The sequence below is a fragment of the Bartonella sp. WD12.1 genome (assembly GCF_002022415.1).
Classification (GTDB): domain Bacteria; phylum Pseudomonadota; class Alphaproteobacteria; order Rhizobiales; family Rhizobiaceae; genus Bartonella.
Genome location: NZ_MUBG01000001.1, coordinates 191,146 through 208,710, shown reverse-complemented (window position 1 = coordinate 208,710; position 17,565 = coordinate 191,146). Strand labels below are relative to the sequence as shown.

General features: G+C 36.2%; 16 protein-coding genes. 4 read left to right on the top strand and 12 right to left on the bottom strand.

All coding sequences use genetic code 11. The annotated features are described in order from the left end of the window. Positions 1 to 31 precede the first annotated feature (31 nt). Positions 32 to 916 carry a UTP--glucose-1-phosphate uridylyltransferase GalU gene (galU, locus tag BWD121_RS00700; protein WP_078662958.1) on the bottom strand — a complete coding sequence of 295 codons (885 nt, stop codon included), beginning with the start codon at positions 914 to 916 and terminating at the stop codon, positions 32 to 34. 269 nt (positions 917 to 1,185) lie between these two features. Between galU and BWD121_RS00695 the strand changes: the two genes are divergently transcribed. Then, positions 1,186 to 2,442 (top strand): lytic murein transglycosylase, encoded by a 1,257-nt coding sequence (locus BWD121_RS00695; protein ID WP_078662957.1) that lies wholly within the window; start codon positions 1,186 to 1,188, stop codon positions 2,440 to 2,442. An 812-nt stretch (positions 2,443 to 3,254) separates the two neighbouring features. Here the strand turns inward: BWD121_RS00695 and BWD121_RS00690 are convergent. Beyond that, positions 3,255 to 5,279, bottom strand: coding sequence for a M3 family metallopeptidase (locus tag BWD121_RS00690; protein ID WP_078662956.1), 2,025 nt, complete (start codon positions 5,277 to 5,279; stop codon positions 3,255 to 3,257). 343 nt (positions 5,280 to 5,622) lie between these two features. Between BWD121_RS00690 and mgtE the strand changes: the two genes are divergently transcribed. The 3 genes from mgtE to ppa all read left to right on the top strand — a co-directional run bounded on the left by mgtE (position 5,623) and on the right by ppa (position 9,711). Then, positions 5,623 to 6,999: a magnesium transporter gene (gene mgtE / locus BWD121_RS00685; RefSeq protein WP_078662955.1), complete on the top strand. Its 1,377-nt coding sequence runs from the start codon at positions 5,623 to 5,625 to the stop codon at positions 6,997 to 6,999. A gap of 287 nt (positions 7,000 to 7,286) precedes the next feature. After that, positions 7,287 to 9,113 (top strand): translational GTPase TypA, encoded by a 1,827-nt coding sequence (gene typA / locus BWD121_RS00680; RefSeq protein ID WP_078662954.1) that lies wholly within the window; start codon positions 7,287 to 7,289, stop codon positions 9,111 to 9,113. A 67-nt stretch (positions 9,114 to 9,180) separates the two neighbouring features. Continuing rightward, positions 9,181 to 9,711: an inorganic diphosphatase gene (ppa, locus tag BWD121_RS00675; RefSeq protein ID WP_078662953.1), complete on the top strand. Its 531-nt coding sequence runs from the start codon at positions 9,181 to 9,183 to the stop codon at positions 9,709 to 9,711. A 54-nt stretch (positions 9,712 to 9,765) separates the two neighbouring features. Here the strand turns inward: ppa and BWD121_RS00670 are convergent, their stop codons facing one another. The 10 genes from BWD121_RS00670 to BWD121_RS00625 form a co-directional block, all read right to left on the bottom strand. After that, complete coding sequence (locus tag BWD121_RS00670) at positions 9,766 to 10,092, bottom strand: DUF167 family protein (protein WP_078662952.1); 327 nt, start codon at positions 10,090 to 10,092, stop codon at positions 9,766 to 9,768. Between the two features lie 30 nt (positions 10,093 to 10,122). Next, on the bottom strand, positions 10,123 to 10,416 hold the full coding sequence (locus BWD121_RS00665) for a YggT family protein (protein ID WP_078662951.1): 294 nt from the start codon (positions 10,414 to 10,416) through the stop codon (positions 10,123 to 10,125). 341 nt (positions 10,417 to 10,757) lie between these two features. After that, a complete protein-coding gene (locus BWD121_RS00660; RefSeq protein WP_078662950.1) occupies positions 10,758 to 11,315 on the bottom strand; it encodes an invasion associated locus B family protein in 558 nt (185 codons plus the stop codon). Between the two features lie 106 nt (positions 11,316 to 11,421). After that, positions 11,422 to 11,943, bottom strand: a complete 522-nt coding sequence (locus BWD121_RS00655) for an RNA pyrophosphohydrolase (protein ID WP_078662949.1) — start codon at positions 11,941 to 11,943, stop codon at positions 11,422 to 11,424. 59 nt (positions 11,944 to 12,002) lie between these two features. Further along, positions 12,003 to 13,313 carry a S41 family peptidase gene (locus BWD121_RS00650; protein WP_078662948.1) on the bottom strand — a complete coding sequence of 437 codons (1,311 nt, stop codon included), beginning with the start codon at positions 13,311 to 13,313 and terminating at the stop codon, positions 12,003 to 12,005. Then, entirely contained in the window at positions 13,303 to 14,514 is a 1,212-nt protein-coding gene (locus tag BWD121_RS00645) for a peptidoglycan DD-metalloendopeptidase family protein (RefSeq protein WP_078664033.1), read from the bottom strand. The genes BWD121_RS00650 and BWD121_RS00645 overlap by 11 nt, the downstream gene beginning before the upstream one ends. Positions 14,515 to 14,679: 165 nt before the next feature. Continuing rightward, positions 14,680 to 15,162, bottom strand: a complete 483-nt coding sequence (gene rlmH / locus BWD121_RS00640) for a 23S rRNA (pseudouridine(1915)-N(3))-methyltransferase RlmH (RefSeq protein ID WP_078662947.1) — start codon at positions 15,160 to 15,162, stop codon at positions 14,680 to 14,682. Between the two features lies 1 nt (position 15,163). After that, entirely contained in the window at positions 15,164 to 15,607 is a 444-nt protein-coding gene (gene rsfS, locus BWD121_RS00635; RefSeq protein WP_078662946.1) for a ribosome silencing factor, read from the bottom strand. A gap of 58 nt (positions 15,608 to 15,665) precedes the next feature. Beyond that, a complete protein-coding gene (locus tag BWD121_RS00630) occupies positions 15,666 to 16,259 on the bottom strand; it encodes a nicotinate-nucleotide adenylyltransferase (RefSeq protein WP_078664032.1) in 594 nt (197 codons plus the stop codon). A gap of 23 nt (positions 16,260 to 16,282) precedes the next feature. After that, positions 16,283 to 17,539 (bottom strand): glutamate-5-semialdehyde dehydrogenase, encoded by a 1,257-nt coding sequence (locus BWD121_RS00625; RefSeq protein WP_078662945.1) that lies wholly within the window; start codon positions 17,537 to 17,539, stop codon positions 16,283 to 16,285. Positions 17,540 to 17,565 lie beyond the last annotated feature (26 nt).

Here is a 17,565-nt window from a genome sequence, read left to right as displayed (position 1 = left end):
AATGAAATCAAAACAGAGATCTATATAATTTTTAAGCTTTTATCGTTTCAAGTAAGTTTTTCAATGAAACAGAAACATGCTGATTCATATCAGCACGCGCTAAAGCAAACGCAACATTGGCTTCAATAAAACCAGTTGTAGAACCACAATCAAAAGTATATCCATCTAACTGGAAACCAAAAAAAGCTTGCTCATTTGAAAGCCGAACCATAGCATCTGTCAACTGAATTTCATTTTCTGCCCCTCGTTCTTGATTGGAAAGAATATCAAAAATTTCTGGTTGTAAAATATAACGTCCATTAATGTATAAATTAGATGGAGCCATTTCCTTTTCTGGTTTCTCTACCATTTTTGTGATTTCAAAGCCGTTTGCAATTTGCTTACCCTTGCCGACAATACCATATTTGTGAACGTCTTCAAAATTACATTCTTGAACAGAAATAATATTTCCTCCACCCGTTTTTTCATAAAGGTAGATCATTTCAGAAAGGCAATTCTTTTTAGCCTGTATCAACATATCTGGTAATAATAAAGCAAAAGGTTCCTTGCCAACTAACTCACGTGCACACCAGAGAGCATGCCCAAGACCCAAAGATTGTTGCTGCCGAGTAAAAGAAGTCATGCCAGGTTGCGGCTGCAAATCTTGTAAATGCTTAAGTTCTTCTTTTTTGCCACGTTCAGTAAGTACTGTATATAATTCAACTTGAGCATCAAAATAATCTTCAATCACTGCTTTATTGCGTCCAGTAACAAAAATAAGATGCTCAATGCCCGCCTCACGTGCTTCATCTACAACATATTGAATAATAGGTTTATCAACAACAGTCAGCATTTCCTTAGGAACTGTTTTCGTTGCTGGAAGAAAACGAGTACCAAGACCTGCTACGGGAAATACTGCCTTCCGGATTTTACGCACACTTACTCTCCTGATTATAAATATAGCGTTTGCTATATAGCTTTCTGATTTAATGTATCACCGTGTTTTACTAAAATGCTAAAAAGATTCTTCATTGTTTTGGTTGGATTATCATAAAAATTAGCTATAATAAAAGACACGAATAGTTAAATAATCAGAATACTTTTTCAAAGTTTTTCGATTTAATTGGGTAGTATACTTTACAAACCAAATACAAAAAACGAAATTACTTCATACTAAAGTATTCTAAAATCGGCAGTAACAAAAAGATGAAACCAATAACACTGAGTCTACTTTCTTCTTCAAAGAAATTAATAAATCGCAGAGCCTTTATCATTGGTGTAATCTCTACTCTTTTAGCTCTTTCGACGCCTTTTCTTTCATTTGCACATACTGAGCGTGATTTTAAAAACTGGATTAACGAATTTAAAAAAATAGCTTTAGCCAACAATATCTCATCAACTACATTTGATATGGCTTTTAAAACTGTTGACGCAATTGACCCAGTGGTTTTAAAAAAAGCGGCATATCAACCAGAATTTATCGATTCTCCATGGAACTATTTCGACAATCGTGTCCATAATATCGCCATTATGGAAGGGCAGTACCACGCTCAAAAATGGGAACCATGGCTTTCCAAAATTGAAAAACGTTTCGGTGTTAACCGGAATATTCTCCTTGCTATTTGGTCTATAGAAAGTAGCTATGGAAAAGTTTTGCAAAATAAAAATGTAATGCATGATGCCATTCGTTCACTTGCAACTTTAGCTTACGCAGACCAGAAACGTAAAAAATATGCACACACACAACTTATTGCTGCAATGAAAATTTTACAAAACAGTGGCATTCATCGTTCTCAACTCATTGGATCTTGGGCCGGCGCATTAGGACACACCCAATTTATCCCAACGAGTTATCTTGCCTATGGTGTTGACATGGACGGAGATGGACGCTGTAATATTTGGACATCAATTCCAGATGCACTTGCTACTGCTGCCAATCTTCTTCACATGAATGGTTGGCAATCTGATCTTTCTTGGGGTGTTGAAGTTAAATTACCACATAGAAAAAAACTCCCTGAAGATTGGCTTTCCTTTGAACAATGGGCAAAGCTAGGTGTCCGCCATGCACACGGGAAACCTTTTCCTTCTTCTTCTCAACTTGCAATATTGAAATTTCCCGATTGGCCAGAAGGACCTATATTTTTAGTAACAAAAAATTTCTTTGTTATTAAACGTTACAATAATGCAGATCGTTATGCCTTCGCCGTTGCTCTCCTTGCTAATCGTATCGCTGGACACCCTGGATTAGCACAAGATTGGAATCGACCATTCAAATCTATTACTTTTCAAGAACGTTTAGAGTTGCAATCTCGCTTAGCTGCGCTTGGAGACTATAAAGGAGAAATTGATGGTAAAATTGGTACAGCTTCCAAACAAGCCATTAAGGCTTTTCAACTGCGCCATGGCTTAGAAGCTAATGGATACCCAAGTTATAAAGTTCTCTCTCTCCTCAGAAAACAATGATCTAGAATAAATACTCATACCATTTTTCCAAATATATTTGATTTACCTTCTTTTTACTTTTTCTTTTATAACAACAAAGCTAATTTCAACTAAAATGCAAAACTTTTTTGAATTGTGTACGCATGTAAAAAACAAATACAATCACCATAAATTGTAATGCCTACTTCCAGTTTCATTTCGATTGATCATCATTTTTGGAAAAAATCATATTTTAAAATTCATTGAAAAAATAAGCTAGGCATATTTTATGGTGATAAGTGTGAAGTGAAATTAATAATGACATCCAATAACATTCTTAACAATTATTTAGCCAAAATGAATAGACTTTTATAAGTAAAGAACTTTCAAAAATTGATAAAAACTTTTCATAATTCTGAAAAATTATGAATATGAATAAGCTAATCTGCCCTTGAATGACAAAAATAAATTTTTACGTATTCTATATGAAAATCCTAAAAATATAGGGAGAGTATTTTGTCTATATTTGAAATGATTTTATTAACAAACAAAGCCTTTTATTCAAATTATAAGAAGAAGCTAGGCTTACAATCTTGAGTACCAAAAACCAATACCCTCTTTATGAGATGGTACAAAACAGCTACTTACCCAACAAATAAATTAGAGCCCGGTAAAATGCAGTCACGTAAATAACTACTAAGTAAGGTCAAATCGACAATTCTTTCTCCATAACCTCTTTTAAAATATCAAATCTAATGTTTTATTACGCTATCATAATAAATTAAAAATTTGCACATAACCTGAAACACCTGAATAAAAAAATACAGTATGGACTACCCTGTATTATGTATGATTTACAGCCCCCGTTTTTTGATCATCGCTTCTGGTGAAGGTAACCTTCCCCGAAAAGATCTATAAAGCTCTTCTGGATCACAACTACCCCCAGAAGAATAAATAAAACGCTTCAATTGGCCAGCAAGTTCTGGATTAAAAACATCACCAGTTTCCTCAAAAGCTTGAAATGCATCAGCATCGAGCACTTCCGACCACATATAAGAATAATAACCAGCAGCATAACTATCACCTGAAAACACATGTGTAAAATGTGGAGGACGGTGGCGCATAATAATTGTGTCAAGCATTTCTAACTTTTCTAATTCCTTATACTCAAACAATATTGGGTCAAAAACTACTACTCCTTTATGAAAAGCGATATCTATTAAAGCCGATGAAATATATTCAACAGCACAAAAGCCAGCATTAAATGTCTGTGCTGACATAATCTTATCCAGCAAAGTTTGTGGCATGGGAATACCTGTTTTTACGTGCGTAGCATAAGATTTTAGCACCTCTGGTACAGTCAACCAATGCTCATAAAGTTGAGAAGGAAGTTCAACAAAATCACGCGAAACCGATGTTCCTGCCACGGATGGCCATGTTACATCAGAAAGCAAACCATGTAAGGCGTGTCCAAATTCATGAAAAAGTGTACGTGCATCATCTAGCGACAAAAGAGCAGCATCCCCTTTAGGAAGCTTTGCAAAATTGCAAATATTATAAATGATCGGTTTTTGTCCACCATTCAATTTATGCTGTGACTGCAGCTGACTCATCCATGCGCCAGATCGTTTTGAAGAACGTGCAAAATAATCGCCAATAAAATGCCCAAGTAAACTACCATCAGAATGTTTAACCTCCCATAAACGCACATCAGGATGCCAAAGTGCGACAGTTGTTTTTTCTTCAAATGAAATTCCAAAGAGCTTCTTTGCCACTGCAAAAGCCGCTTCAATCATACGATCTAGCTGAAAATATTGTTTAACCTCAGCTTCATTAAAAGAAAATTTTTCAGTACGTAATTTTTCAGCATAATAACGCCAATCCCAAGCTGCTAAGGGCTCATTGCTTCCTAGATTTTTTGCTAAATTTTGTAATTCAGTCTGTTCACTAGCAGCCCTAACTTTTGCTCGTTCCCATATAGGCATGAGCAAATTCATAACTGAATTAACACTCTTGGCCATGGTATTATCAAGTTTTAAATCTGCAAAAGATTCATATCCCAGCAATTTGGCTTTTTCATTCCGAAGCGTGATCATTTCTACAATAATCGCTCGATTATCATTATCATCATTATTTTCACCACGTTTAGACCAAGCTTGAAATGCTATTTCACGCAAATCACGGCGATTAGATAACTTTAAAAAAGGTTCAACAATCGAACGTGCTAATGTTAATGCATAAAATCCTTCATGACCTTTTTCGCGAGCAATTTCCTTCATCGAAGCAATAAGATCATCAGATAAACCAGACAAATCTGTTTGTTCTAAAAACAAAATCCATTCAGCTTCATCTTTTAATACATGTTGACCAAAAGTAGTGCCTAAAAGAGCAAGTTTTTCATTGATTTCGACAAGACGTTTCTTACCTTGTGCATCAAGTTTTGCACCGTTACGAATAAACTTCTTCCACCATAATTCAATTACGCGCTTTGTTTCACTGTTATACATACCCTGCTGCGACTGTATATACAGTGTATCCATCTTTACAAATATCCTCGCATCCATCATAACTTTCGAAAAATAACGAGATAGTTGTACAGTAAATTCTTGTTCTAACTTCTGAATCAACACATTGCTATGCGCGCCTGAACGTAAGAAAAATATTGAACATATACGATCAAGTGCCTTGCCAAAAAGCTCAAAAGGCTGCAAAAAATTCTCAAGTGTTGGAGGTTCTTCCACAGATGCAATTGCCTCTACTTCTTTTTCGGCTTCTTTAAGAGCTTGTTCAAAAGCGGGTTTAAAATCATCGTCACTTATTGAGGCAAAATCGGGAAGTCCTGAAAATCCGTTCCAATCTAAAACTGCTGTTTTTGTCATAATATCTATGCCTCCACTATACGCTTTAAAACAAAATGATTACTTCCAGCATACAAACTATCTTGGAAGAATTATCGAGTATGCCCTGAAACAAATTTTTAAATCTATATTTTGATAGAAAAAATAAAAAAGCAAAAAACTATTTTATTATAGGATACATAAAAACAAACAAGCTCCATTTATTTGAAAAATGAAATTGTTTATAGACTGTGATCTATCCTTGACTTTATTTAAAATATTCACAATCTCAAAAACAATTCAGAGAGATGTTTCTAAGTTTTCTATCACTTTGATTGATCCTATCCATATACCTGAATCTTATAATTTTGGAAGGCGCTTTACCATGACTGAAATAAAAACAACCTTCGACTTTAAAAACCTTTCTCCTGAAACTCTCGCTGAAGAATTAAAAAACCGTCATTTTGCTGATTCAATTGATATAATCAACGATCTAGATATTATGGAACGCGTGACTGTTTTTAGTCTTTTACCTCTTGATTATGCTATTGAGCTCTTTGATAAACCAGAACTCGAACAACCAGCAGCTATTCTTGAACTTCTACCTACTAATCGTTCTGTTGAAATTCTTGAGGGTATGTCTGCAGATGCTGCTGCAGACGTTTTTCAAGAAATGGATAGAAAGACCCGTACACGGCTTTACGCCTTGTTGAAACCCTTAACTCGAACCGAACTTAAAAAACTCACCAGTTATCCTAATCATACAGCTGGTGCATTAATGACAACAGAGTTTATCGCTATCCCAGCGGATTGGACTGTCAAAAAAACTCTAGATCACATTCGTGACGTTGAACGAACACGTGAAACAGTTTACACAAGCTATGTCATTGATCCCAAAACAGGTGTACTTCTTAAAGCTGTTTCGTTACGAAATCTTATTCTTGCCTCACCCGATGATCAAATTCTCAATGTCTCTACACATGATACACCTATCACAATATCACCTTTTACAGACCATGAAGATATTGCTCGCCTTTTCCAGCGCCATGACCTTCTCTCTGTGCCAGTTATTGATGACAGTAACCATGTTATTGGCATTGTAACAGTTGATGATGTGCTTGATACTATGGTTGATGAAATGAGTGAAGATGCTTATAAATTTGGGGGTATGGAAGCTCTAGATAAACCATATATGCAGATAAATTTTCTTGGAATGATGAAAAAACGTGGTGGCTGGCTGGCGTTGCTTTTTCTTGGTGAAATGTTAACAGCCAGCGCTATGCAATATTTCGAAGCAGAGATTGAAAAAGTTATCACCCTTACACTATTCATTCCCCTTATTATGAGTTCAGGAGGAAACTCTGGCTCACAAGCAACATCACTTATTCTTCGTGCATTAGCTTTACGTGAACTTACACTTAAGGACTGGTGGAGAGTCATCCTTCGCGAGATCCCAGCAGGAATGTCTCTTGGCTTTTTACTTGGAATTATTGGAATAATGCGCATTGTTATCTGGCAACAACTGGGCATCTATAACTACGGTGAACATTGGATTTTCATTGCTATAACAGTGGGTGCAACTTTGGTTGGAATCGTTACATTTGGTTCCTTGTCTGGTTCCATGCTGCCTTTTATTCTTAAACGTTTAAAATTTGATCCAGCAAGTGCTTCAGCTCCCTTAGTAGCAACCTTAGTAGATGTCACAGGTATTGTAATCTATTTCTCTGTTGCTTCTCTTATTTTATCTGGAATTTTACTTTAAAATAAGAAGACAAAAGCATACCCAAAACAACCTTAAAACCCTTCTATGACGCAATTAGATTGCGTTATTTATTCTTTGTACATGCTATATAAATGCCCATCTTATAAAAAAGTGTTTTTGGGCATTCTCGCTTAAAATTGTAGAAATCTTCTCAACTACTTCTCTATAAAAACAGTTCTCCTCTTCCAAAAGTATAAAAAAAACTGTAAAAGGCTTCAAACTGCAAAGTTAAAAATACAAAAACTTTGCCTCAAATGAAATTTCATTAAACGAAAAGAAGAAAATTTATGCAATTGCGTAATATTGCCATTATTGCCCATGTCGACCATGGTAAAACAACACTTGTGGACGAACTTCTCAAACAATCAGGAAATTTCCGCGATAATCAGCGCACCAGTGAGCGTATGATGGATTCAAATGATATTGAAAAAGAACGCGGTATTACAATACTAGCAAAAGCGACATCGGTTGTTTGGAAAGATACCCGAATTAATATTGTTGATACCCCTGGTCACGCTGATTTTGGTGGAGAAGTCGAGCGTATTCTCAATATGGTAGATGGAGCAATTTTGCTTGTTGATGCAGCTGAAGGCCCTATGCCGCAAACTAAATTTGTCGTTGGGAAAGCATTAAAAGTAGGATTACGCCCTATTGTTGTTATCAATAAAATTGATCGATCTGATGCGCGTGCTGATGAAGTTATTAATGAAGTTTTTGACCTTTTTGTAGCTCTTAATGCAACTGATGAACAGCTTGATTTTCCTATTCTTTATGGATCAGGTCGCGATGGATGGATGGCTGAAACTCCTGAAGGACCAAAAGATCAAGGACTGAGTTCCTTATTTGATCTTGTGATCCGCCATGTGCCTGAACCTACTGTAGCGGAAGGACCATTTCGTATGATTGGCACTATTCTTGAAGCAGATCCGTTTTTAGGTCGAATCATCACAGGTCGAATTCATTCGGGTTCTATTAAACCCAATCAAAGTGTTAAGGTTCTTGGACAAAATGGAACGCTTTTAGAAACTGGACGTATTTCAAAAATTTTGGCATTTCGTGGATTAGAACGACAGCCAATTGAAGAAAGCATTGCCGGTGATATTGTAGCAATTGCTGGTCTACAAAAAGGCACTGTTGCTGATACTTTCTGTGACCCCACCATCAATGAACCACTCACTGCTCAACCCATTGATCCTCCTACTGTGACCATGAGTTTTTTGGTGAACGATAGCCCCCTTGCTGGTACTGAAGGAGATAAAGTGACAAGCCGCGTTATCCGTGATCGTTTGTTGAAGGAAGCGGAAGGTAATGTAGCCCTTAAAATTGAGGAATCAACCGATAAAGATTCTTTCTATGTTTCAGGACGAGGAGAATTACAACTTGCAGTACTGATCGAAAACATGCGCAGAGAAGGATTCGAGCTCAGTGTTTCACGCCCACGTGTAGTTATGCAGAAGGATGAAAATGGAATAACTCTTGAACCAATCGAAGAAGTCGTGATCGATGTTGATGAGGAATATTCCGGAACTGTTGTTCAAAAAATGTCAGAGCGCAAAGGAGACATGATTGAATTACGTCCATCTGGTGGTAATCGTGTACGCCTTGTCTTTCATGCACCAACTCGTGGACTTATTGGTTACCAATCCGAACTGTTAACCGATACACGTGGTACAGCGATTATGAATCGCCTCTTCCATTCTTACGAACCTTATAAAGGTGATATCAATGGCCGTACTAATGGCGTGATGATTTCAAACGATAATGGTGAAGCTGTTGCTTATGCACTTTTTAACCTTGAAGATCGAGGACCTATGGTGATCGATGCTGGTGCTAAAGTCTATCAAGGCATGATTATTGGTATCCATTCACGCGATAATGATTTAGAAGTGAATGTTTTAAAAGGAAAAAAGCTAACCAATATGCGCGCTTCTGGTAAAGATGAAGCTGTAAAATTGACCTCTCCAATTAAAATGACATTAGAACGTGCATTATCGTGGATACAAGATGATGAACTTGTTGAAGTGACCCCTAAAAATATTCGTCTACGTAAACTCTATTTAGACCCAAATGAACGCAAGCGCTTTGAAAAAACACGTTCACCAATTTCAACCTGACTATAACTTTTTTAGCCAAATATTCTAGTGCATTTAGTGTGATTTCACTCCGGAAAGGATATTTACAATGAATATTAAAGAGATCCCTATTGGCAATAATCCACCAGAAGATATTAATGTTATTATTGAAGTGTCTGTTGGTGGCCAACCAATAAAATATGAGATGGATAAAAAATCTGGATTATTATTTGTTGATCGCTTCCTCTATACACCTATGGTCTATCCCGGTAATTATGGCTTCATCCCACATACACTTTCAGAAGATGGTGATCCACTTGACGTTCTTATTTGTAACACTCGTCCACTTATGCCTGGTTGTGTCATCAATGTTTGCCCAATCGGGGCCCTAATTATGGAAGATGATGGTGGTAAAGATGAAAAAATCATTGCTGTCCCTGCCCCAAAATTAACACAACGATATGTTGATGTTCATGATTATACAGATCTTCCCAAAATCACATTAAAGCAGATTGAACATTTCTTTAAGCATTATAAGGATCTTGAACCTGAAAAATGGGTTAAAATTGAAGGTTGGCGTGACAAAAATTTTGCACGTGAATTGATTAAGGAAGCTATTGCAAAAGCAACAAAGGAATAGAATAGACTAACTCTAACAAATCAAAGCCTGTTGTTCAAACAGGCTTTACAGTTTTTATTTACATCTTTGTGAATGCATATTGCTCATAAGTTGCAATTTCTGTTCAAGTTCTTCTATATACCCTGAAAAACAAAGCTGTTTATAACGTGATGTTATACCACTTTTAAGAGAAATATAAGAAGACGGTATTTTCCATTGCCTTGCTAAAAATTTAATTAATGCTTTGTTTGCCTTGCCATCTTCAGGAACAGCACGAAGACGTATAACTAAATGCTGCGTTTCACCATCTCTACTCTCAACCCCTACTATACTATCCATTGAAGCTCTGGGAATTAAACGCACGAATAAAATTAAGCCACTGTCATCAATACGGTACAGCATTGTTATCTATCTGGTGTAATATTCTCATATTTATAAGAATAAACCTACATAAGCTCGCCACATAAAAATACGAATAAAATAAATAATCAGAAATACTATAAGAGGTGAAATATCCACTGCTCCAAGATTTGGCAAAAAATACCGGATACGCCTTAAAATCGGCTCTGTAGCACTATAAAGAAAATTCCCTATCATCATAACAAAGGGATTACGCATGTTTACGATATTAAATGCACAAAGCCAGGAAAAGACAACATTGGCTATCAAAATAGCAACATAAATACTGAGAATAAGATCAATTACTTGAAGCAATGCATAGATCATTCTTTATTCCTTTACCAACCAATAGAATAAAAGATCATATATAGTGCATTCATGCTAACAAACCTATCAAAATGGCTCTACAATTAAGCCCTTTTTTCACAAAAAGAATGATTAAGCAGCTTAATCGTTAAATACATACCATATAATAAAACTAAACAACAAATATTAGATAAGATAATAGCCAGTTTTAAATAGGAGTAAAATTAAATTAAAAGGAACCCTAAAAACTTCTCGATTGCCTGCCACTTAACTAACCAAATAACTTCAGTTCTTTTTTCTACAAAAAACTGTTTTTCAATTAAAAACGGCCTAAAAAGGCCGTTTTCTCTTTGATAAGAAAATTATTTTTGCAAGACGATTAAACGATTAAGTGCGTCACCAAAACCATTCAGTTGAACGAATAAATCATTTAAAGGTGGCTCGCCTGGAGCAGCAACCGTCATAGATAATTTCAGCTGCTTTCCACTGCGTAAAGCTGCTACAAAACTTTTATCAAAAATTATTGGAACAACACAACCTGCTGGTACACAAGTCCGAACACCAGTTTCAATAACAGTTTTTGAATCATCTACATTTAAACGAATGGGTTTAGAAACTAAAATACCAAAAGGAACCGTCAAATTTCCAGACACAACATCATCAGCATCGAGCATAACATTCATAGCTACTACAACACGATTCTGGTCATTAACTTCCTGACGGAGCATGAAACAAACTTTCTTTCCCTCCTGTATACCACAGTTAACGCTCCACAAATCATACGTCTCTGTTAACGAAGAAGCACCATTTGGCAACGTAGTTACAGAAGGCTTAGCAATTGGCTTTGAATTCTGGGCAAATGCTACAGGAGAAATACTTAATAACGCAGAAATTACAAAGAAATTTAGTAATTTTTTCATCTTATACTCAGTTCCTCACATAAATAGAATCATTTCAACTACTTCTAATAGCGGTGTATGATACTAAAGTATTTCAACGAGACAATAACTTTTTGTAATCATACATTTATAAATATCTAAAACTATTTTGAAACTCATTAATAACTTGCATATAGACATGTTTCTTAAAAGAAATAACAAGTGATGGAAGTTCTTCTAAATTAACCCATTTCCACTGGTTAAACTCTGCTTTATTACCATCAGGTGGAGGATTAATTGCAATTTCAGAATTTTCTCCTATAAACTGAAAAGCAAACCATTTTTGTGTTTGTCCACGATATTTACTACCCAATACGTGCCCAACAAGTTCTTGTGGAAAATCGTAATAGAACCAATCTTGCGCTTCTTTAATTAACTTTATCGATTGGATACCTGTTTCTTCATAAAGTTCACGCCGTGCAGCATCTAATGGATTTTCGCCTTCATCAATCCCCCCTTGAGGTAACTGCCAAAGTTTAGATACATCAGTGTTTGCATAAGCAAAGGTCATCAAACGGCGCCCTATCCAAACCTTACCTTCACGATTAAATACAAGCATTCCAACGCCTTTCCGATAAGGAAGAGCTTTGAAATCTACAATTGTATCCATTGAATAACCTCTTAAAAGAGCATAACTCATATAAAAGTGTGGATTATAAATATTTATTGTTACTTTAAAATACCTTTATTAGGATCTGGTGGAAATGCTGCATTCACTATTTCACCTCGTAAAAGTTTATAAGCCTGATTCAATTGAACATCATCCTTAGGATCTTTCGGAACAAAAGCAGCTGAACCAGACCCTTTATCACTTTCCCTTTTGCCCTTAATATGCCCTTTTAACTCAGATTCACCAAGTGTTACATTATAACCCTTATATTTCTCAGGCAATGGCTGCTCTACAATAATATCTGGAGTGATTCCGGTTCCTTGAATTGATATACCAGATGGTGTGTAATACAGTGCTGTCGTTAAGCGTAAAGCACCATTTTCACCCAAAGGAATAATAGTTTGAACAGATCCTTTACCAAAAGACTGTGTTCCTAAAATTGTAGCGCGACGATGATCTTGTAAAGCACCTGCGACAATTTCAGAAGCACTAGCTGAACCACCATTAATGAGAACAATAAGAGGCTTCCCATTAATTATATCACCTTGTTTAGCATCAAACCTCATTACGTCACTTTTTTTACGACCACGTGTTGATACAATCTCACCTTTATTGAGAAAAGCATCTGAAACATTTACAGCCTGATCTAATAAACCACCAGGATTAAGCCGTAAATCAAGAACATACCCCTTTAAATTATCTTGAGGAATTTTAGACTGAATATCTTTAATTGCAGCTTTAAGATTAACAAAAGTTTGTTCACTAAACTGAATGAGTCTTAAATAACCAATATCATTTTCAATACGATATTTTACTGCTTTTACCTTTATGATATCACGAACAATCTTAATCTCTAACGGTTCATCAACACCAGAGCGAATAATTGTCAGCGTAATTGGTGTTCCAACGGCACCTCGCATTTTATTGACAGCTTCACTTAATGTTTGACCGTTCGTTTCTTTGCCATCAATTTTTGAAATAATATCCCCTGCTAAAATACCTGCTTTTGAAGCAGGTGTATCATCTATCGGAGACACAACTTTTATTAAGTTTTTCTCCATAGTCACCTCAATACCAAGACCTCCAAATTCCCCTTTAGTAGAATCCCTCATGTCCTTAGCTTTCTCAGCATCCATATAAGACGAATGTGGATCAAGCGATGAGAGCATACCATTGATAGCATTTTCAACAAGCTTTTTATCATCCGGAACTGTCACATATTGGGCGCGCACTCGTTCAAAAATATCACCAAATATAGCTAGTTGTTTATAAGTATTATTTTCATTATTTGCAGAAACAGATTGCACCACAATCATCGAGCTGGCGCTAAGCAACACCCCAACAACTAAAAAAACAACTTTACGAATCATTTTGGTCCCTTTTCAATTCTTCAGTCCGCCACCAAGGAGTTGGATTCACAGGTTTTCCATCTTTTCTAAATTCAATGTAAAGCATTAGAGCATTTTTACCTATATCTAATGTAACTGTGCTTGCAATAAATTGTGTACTCATCACCCCAAGAGGCTCACCCGCAAAAACAAATTGTCCTTGAGTTACATTTATTTTTTCCATCCCAGCAAGAATGATATGATAACCGCTTCCAACATTGAGAATAATTATCTGTCCATAAGAACGGAATGTTCCAGCAAAAGCAACAAGAGCATTTGTAGGGGTTGTTACTAAAGCCGCTGGTTCTGTTTCAATTATTTCACCAAAGCGCGTAGCATGAGAACCGCTATTAAACTGCTGAATTTTTTTTCCAGATACAGGTAAAAGCAAAGAACCTTTTTGACGCTCAAAATTAAGCTTTTCTAACAATCGAATATTCTTCTGCATTTGTGTTGATGAATCTGCGCTAACTTGTGACTCATGTTCAAGTTGCGAAATTAATTCTTCCAAAGACTGAGCTTTTTTAGAAAGAACACTATTTTTTTGTCGTTGTTCTATAAGTTCTTTTTCCGATTTTTTTTGTAATTTTGCTTTTTCACTTAATAAAAGCTCTAAATGTTTTCGCTGTTCAGCTTGATTTTGCATTTCATCTCTTAAAGCCGTACATTCTGCAGTAATGGAGTAGCTCAAATCAGTTAATTTCTTGAGATTATCGGATAAAACCAGTGTTTTCTCCTGCATCTTAGGAGTGACAGATCCCAATAGCACAGAACTACGTATAGAAGCCAATACATCCTCAGGACGTACTATAATAGCAGGAGGTGGATTTAACCCTATTCGTTCTAAAATAGCTAATACTTCTGCAAATTCAGTACGACTGTTTCTTAAATTTTTGTGTACTTGTTCCTGCTGCTTTATAAGTTCTTCAAGTTTTTCTTTTTTCGCAATAATATTACGCTCTATATCATATTCTGCTTTAGCTACTTTTATTAATTCATCAGTTAAAGTCTGTTGATCTTTCTTTAAACGAGTAACTTGACGAACAAGAAAAGCAATACGCTCACGTGATACAGAAATATTTTGGCGAATTTCCATCAACATTTTATGCGCTGCTTCACGACTATCATTATCTTCAGCATACGATACAGATGAGTAAGACCCTATACTCAACATCAGTGCCATAAACATTATGTATGGCTTATATAAAATATTGCATTTTTTCATGAAGAATCTGCTTCATTTGCCTAACTGTTAAGCACAATCATATCAAATAAAACGCTTTAAACGGTGTCAACTAAAACAATATTAATAAATTGCAATAATAGATGCTAAAAATCACACAAAAAGCTAAGAGCGATGATATGGATGATGACTCATAATTGTTACAGCCCGATAAAGCTGTTCTGTAAGTAATATACGTGCAATTTGATGTGGCCATGTCATCAAACCAAAAGATAAAAGAAAGTCAGCGCGATTTCTAACGCGCTCACTATGTCCATCAGGCCCTCCTAAAGCGATTATCAAATCACGAATACCCTCATCGCGATAAAACGCCAACTTCTCAGCAAAAGTAAATGATGAAATTAATTTTCCACGCTCATCCAATACAATTAATCGGCACTTTTCAGGCAAAGCCTCAAAAAGTTTTGCACCTTCTTCTTCCATGCGCTGGCACGCTGTTTGAGCACGACTTTCCGATATTTCTTGCATTTTTTTAAAATGAAATCCAACCACTCCAGCACTTTTCGAAAAACGATCCAAATAACGATGAGTTAATGTCTGCTCAGCTCCTTTTTTCATGCGTCCAACAGCAAAAATAGAAATTTGCATATCAATTGTCTCCAAAGACAATCGTCTTTACATCGTCCAAATTTGGAGCAAGCCATATTTTTTCTAAATTATAAAAAGCACGAACTTCTGGACGAAAAAGATGAACTATAATATCTCCTGTATCAATCAATACCCAATCACCTGTAGAAAGCCCTTCTACTTTTGCCTTGCCGTATCCACTATCTTTCCAAGTCGATAACAAATGATCAGCAATAGCTGATACATGACGTTGTGAACGCGCCGAAGCAATAACGACATAATCAGCTAAAGATGATTTGCCCTGAATATCAATAGAAACAATATCTTCTGCTTTTGCATTTTCTAAACTATTGAGAATAATTTTAAGACCATCAGATACTAAAAAGAGTTTTTCTTTCCCCGGTACTTCCGCGAGATGATGGCGTTTTTGTGAGTTGTTTTCCAGGTTGATACCCTTTCTTATCATTCGAAATATAGAAAAAGAGGAACTTTCCTAAAGAGATTTGCAGAATCTTATAAAATGTTCAAGAAAAATTATTTTCTTTTAAGCGAAGTTGTGTTGAACTCTGAAAAGATAAAGGTCCATGCAAATAAGTCCAAGCTGGTGGCGACATAAAAGGTAAAAGTGCACTTTTTCTTTCATCCAAACGAAAATAACGGTAAGTTCGTGCCACAGGAGAAGAAAGTGCTGGTGTACGTACCGAAGGGCGATCAACAATCGCAATAGGAAGCATAGATATAATATCACGCCACCGATGCCAATGATGAAACGTTGCTAAAGTATCTGCACCTATAACCCATACAAAACGTATCCCTCTATAATGTGCAAGAATATGAGTAATCGTTTCCACTGATATCGTGCTGCCTATCTCCTTCTCAAAACCAGTGACACGAATCTTTGGATGATCAATAAACTTAAAACTTAGTCGCATTCTTTCGTGTACAGATGGTAATTGTGTACAATTTTTTAAAGGATTTCCTGGAGTTACCATCCACCATAACTGATCAAGACGTAAACGCCGAATTGCAGTTTTCGCCACAAGAATATGCCCCGCATGCGGTGGGTTGAATGAACCACCAAACAGGCCAACAACACTCGACCTTTCGATATGTGGTATACAATTTTCCCATTGGAATTGATTCAAGGTCTAACCTGTCCATTTCCTGTAATTTGATATTGAAATGACGTCAATTGTTCAACACCAATTGGTCCACGTGCATGTATTTTTCCTGTTGCGATTCCAATTTCTGCTCCAAAACCAAATTCACCTCCATCTGCAAATTGTGTCGATGCATTATGAAGCAAAATAGCTGAATCTAAATGTTTAAAAAATATCTCCACTGCTCTCATATCCTCAGCAATAATTGATTCAGTATGTCCTGATGAATAATGTTTAATATGTGCAATAGCTCCCTCTACACTATCAACTGTTTTGACAGAAAGAATTGCATCAAGATATTCACAAGACCAATCTTTCTCATCCGCTAATTTGACTTCTGGCATCATTGAAACAATATCCTTTGTTGCACGAATTTCACACCCTTTTTCCTGCAAAGCAGTAAGAACAGGAAGAAATTTGTTTAATGCCTGATGATCAATTAAAACTGTTTCAACAGCTCCACACACACCTGTACGTCGCAATTTTGCATTTAACACAATATCACGTGCCATGTCTAAATCTGCTGATTTATCAATATAAATATGACAAAGACCCTCTAAATGTGCAAAAACAGGAACTCGTGCATCAGATTGAATACGTGCAATAAGATTTTTTCCACCACGAGGTATAATAACATCAATTGCACCATCCAATCCCTTGAGCATTTCTCCAACAGCAGCACGATCTGTAGTTTCAACCATTTGAATAATGCCCTTAGGTAAGCCAGCTTTCTCTAGCCCTTTTACCAACGCTAAATAAAGAGCATATGCAGAATGAAAACTATCTGAACCGCCACGCAAAATTGCAGCATTTCCAGATTTTAAGCACAAAACACTTGCATCAATTGTAACATTTGGTCGACTTTCATAAATAATACCAATCACACCAAGTGGTGTTCGTACACGGCGTATATGTAACCCATTGGGGCGTGTCCACTCGTTTATCACTTGTCCGATAGGATCAGGAAAATGTGCAATTTGTCTGACACTGTCTATTATTGTGCGCAAACGTAATTCATCTAACCTTAGCCGATCAATCATCGCTAGCTTCAAATTATTTTGAGCTGCATTTGCTAAATCTTGACTATTAGCACGTAAAATCTCACTTGATTGAGCTTCCAAACTCAGAGCTATCATTTCCAATGCATTTTTCTTTTGTTCAGCAGAAAGAATTGCAAGCTTTGAAGCAGCATTACGCGCTTTTTGCCCCATAGCTTTCATCTCTTCTTTTAAAGTCATGCAATTATCCATTTATCAAAAGCAAT

What these genes read in the sequence shown, in the direction of transcription:
- BWD121_RS00695 (WP_078662957.1), top strand. Translation starts at nt 1,186, where the DNA reads ATGAAACCAATAACACTGAGTCTACTTTCTTCTTCAAAGAAATTAATA.
- BWD121_RS00690 (WP_078662956.1), bottom strand. Translation starts at nt 5,279, where the DNA reads ATGACAAAAACAGCAGTTTTAGATTGGAACGGATTTTCAGGACTTCCC.
- mgtE (WP_078662955.1), top strand. Translation starts at nt 5,623, where the DNA reads ATGACTGAAATAAAAACAACCTTCGACTTTAAAAACCTTTCTCCTGAA.
- typA (WP_078662954.1), top strand. Translation starts at nt 7,287, where the DNA reads ATGCAATTGCGTAATATTGCCATTATTGCCCATGTCGACCATGGTAAA.
- ppa (WP_078662953.1), top strand. Translation starts at nt 9,181, where the DNA reads ATGAATATTAAAGAGATCCCTATTGGCAATAATCCACCAGAAGATATT.
- BWD121_RS00670 (WP_078662952.1), bottom strand. Translation starts at nt 10,092, where the DNA reads ATGCTGTACCGTATTGATGACAGTGGCTTAATTTTATTCGTGCGTTTA.
- BWD121_RS00665 (WP_078662951.1), bottom strand. Translation starts at nt 10,416, where the DNA reads ATGATCTATGCATTGCTTCAAGTAATTGATCTTATTCTCAGTATTTAT.
- BWD121_RS00660 (WP_078662950.1), bottom strand. Translation starts at nt 11,315, where the DNA reads ATGAAAAAATTACTAAATTTCTTTGTAATTTCTGCGTTATTAAGTATT.
- BWD121_RS00655 (WP_078662949.1), bottom strand. Translation starts at nt 11,943, where the DNA reads ATGGATACAATTGTAGATTTCAAAGCTCTTCCTTATCGGAAAGGCGTT.
- BWD121_RS00650 (WP_078662948.1), bottom strand. Translation starts at nt 13,313, where the DNA reads ATGATTCGTAAAGTTGTTTTTTTAGTTGTTGGGGTGTTGCTTAGCGCC.
- BWD121_RS00645 (WP_078664033.1), bottom strand. Translation starts at nt 14,514, where the DNA reads ATGGCACTGATGTTGAGTATAGGGTCTTACTCATCTGTATCGTATGCT.
- rlmH (WP_078662947.1), bottom strand. Translation starts at nt 15,162, where the DNA reads ATGCAAATTTCTATTTTTGCTGTTGGACGCATGAAAAAAGGAGCTGAG.
- rsfS (WP_078662946.1), bottom strand. Translation starts at nt 15,607, where the DNA reads ATGATAAGAAAGGGTATCAACCTGGAAAACAACTCACAAAAACGCCAT.
- BWD121_RS00625 (WP_078662945.1), bottom strand. Translation starts at nt 17,539, where the DNA reads ATGACTTTAAAAGAAGAGATGAAAGCTATGGGGCAAAAAGCGCGTAAT.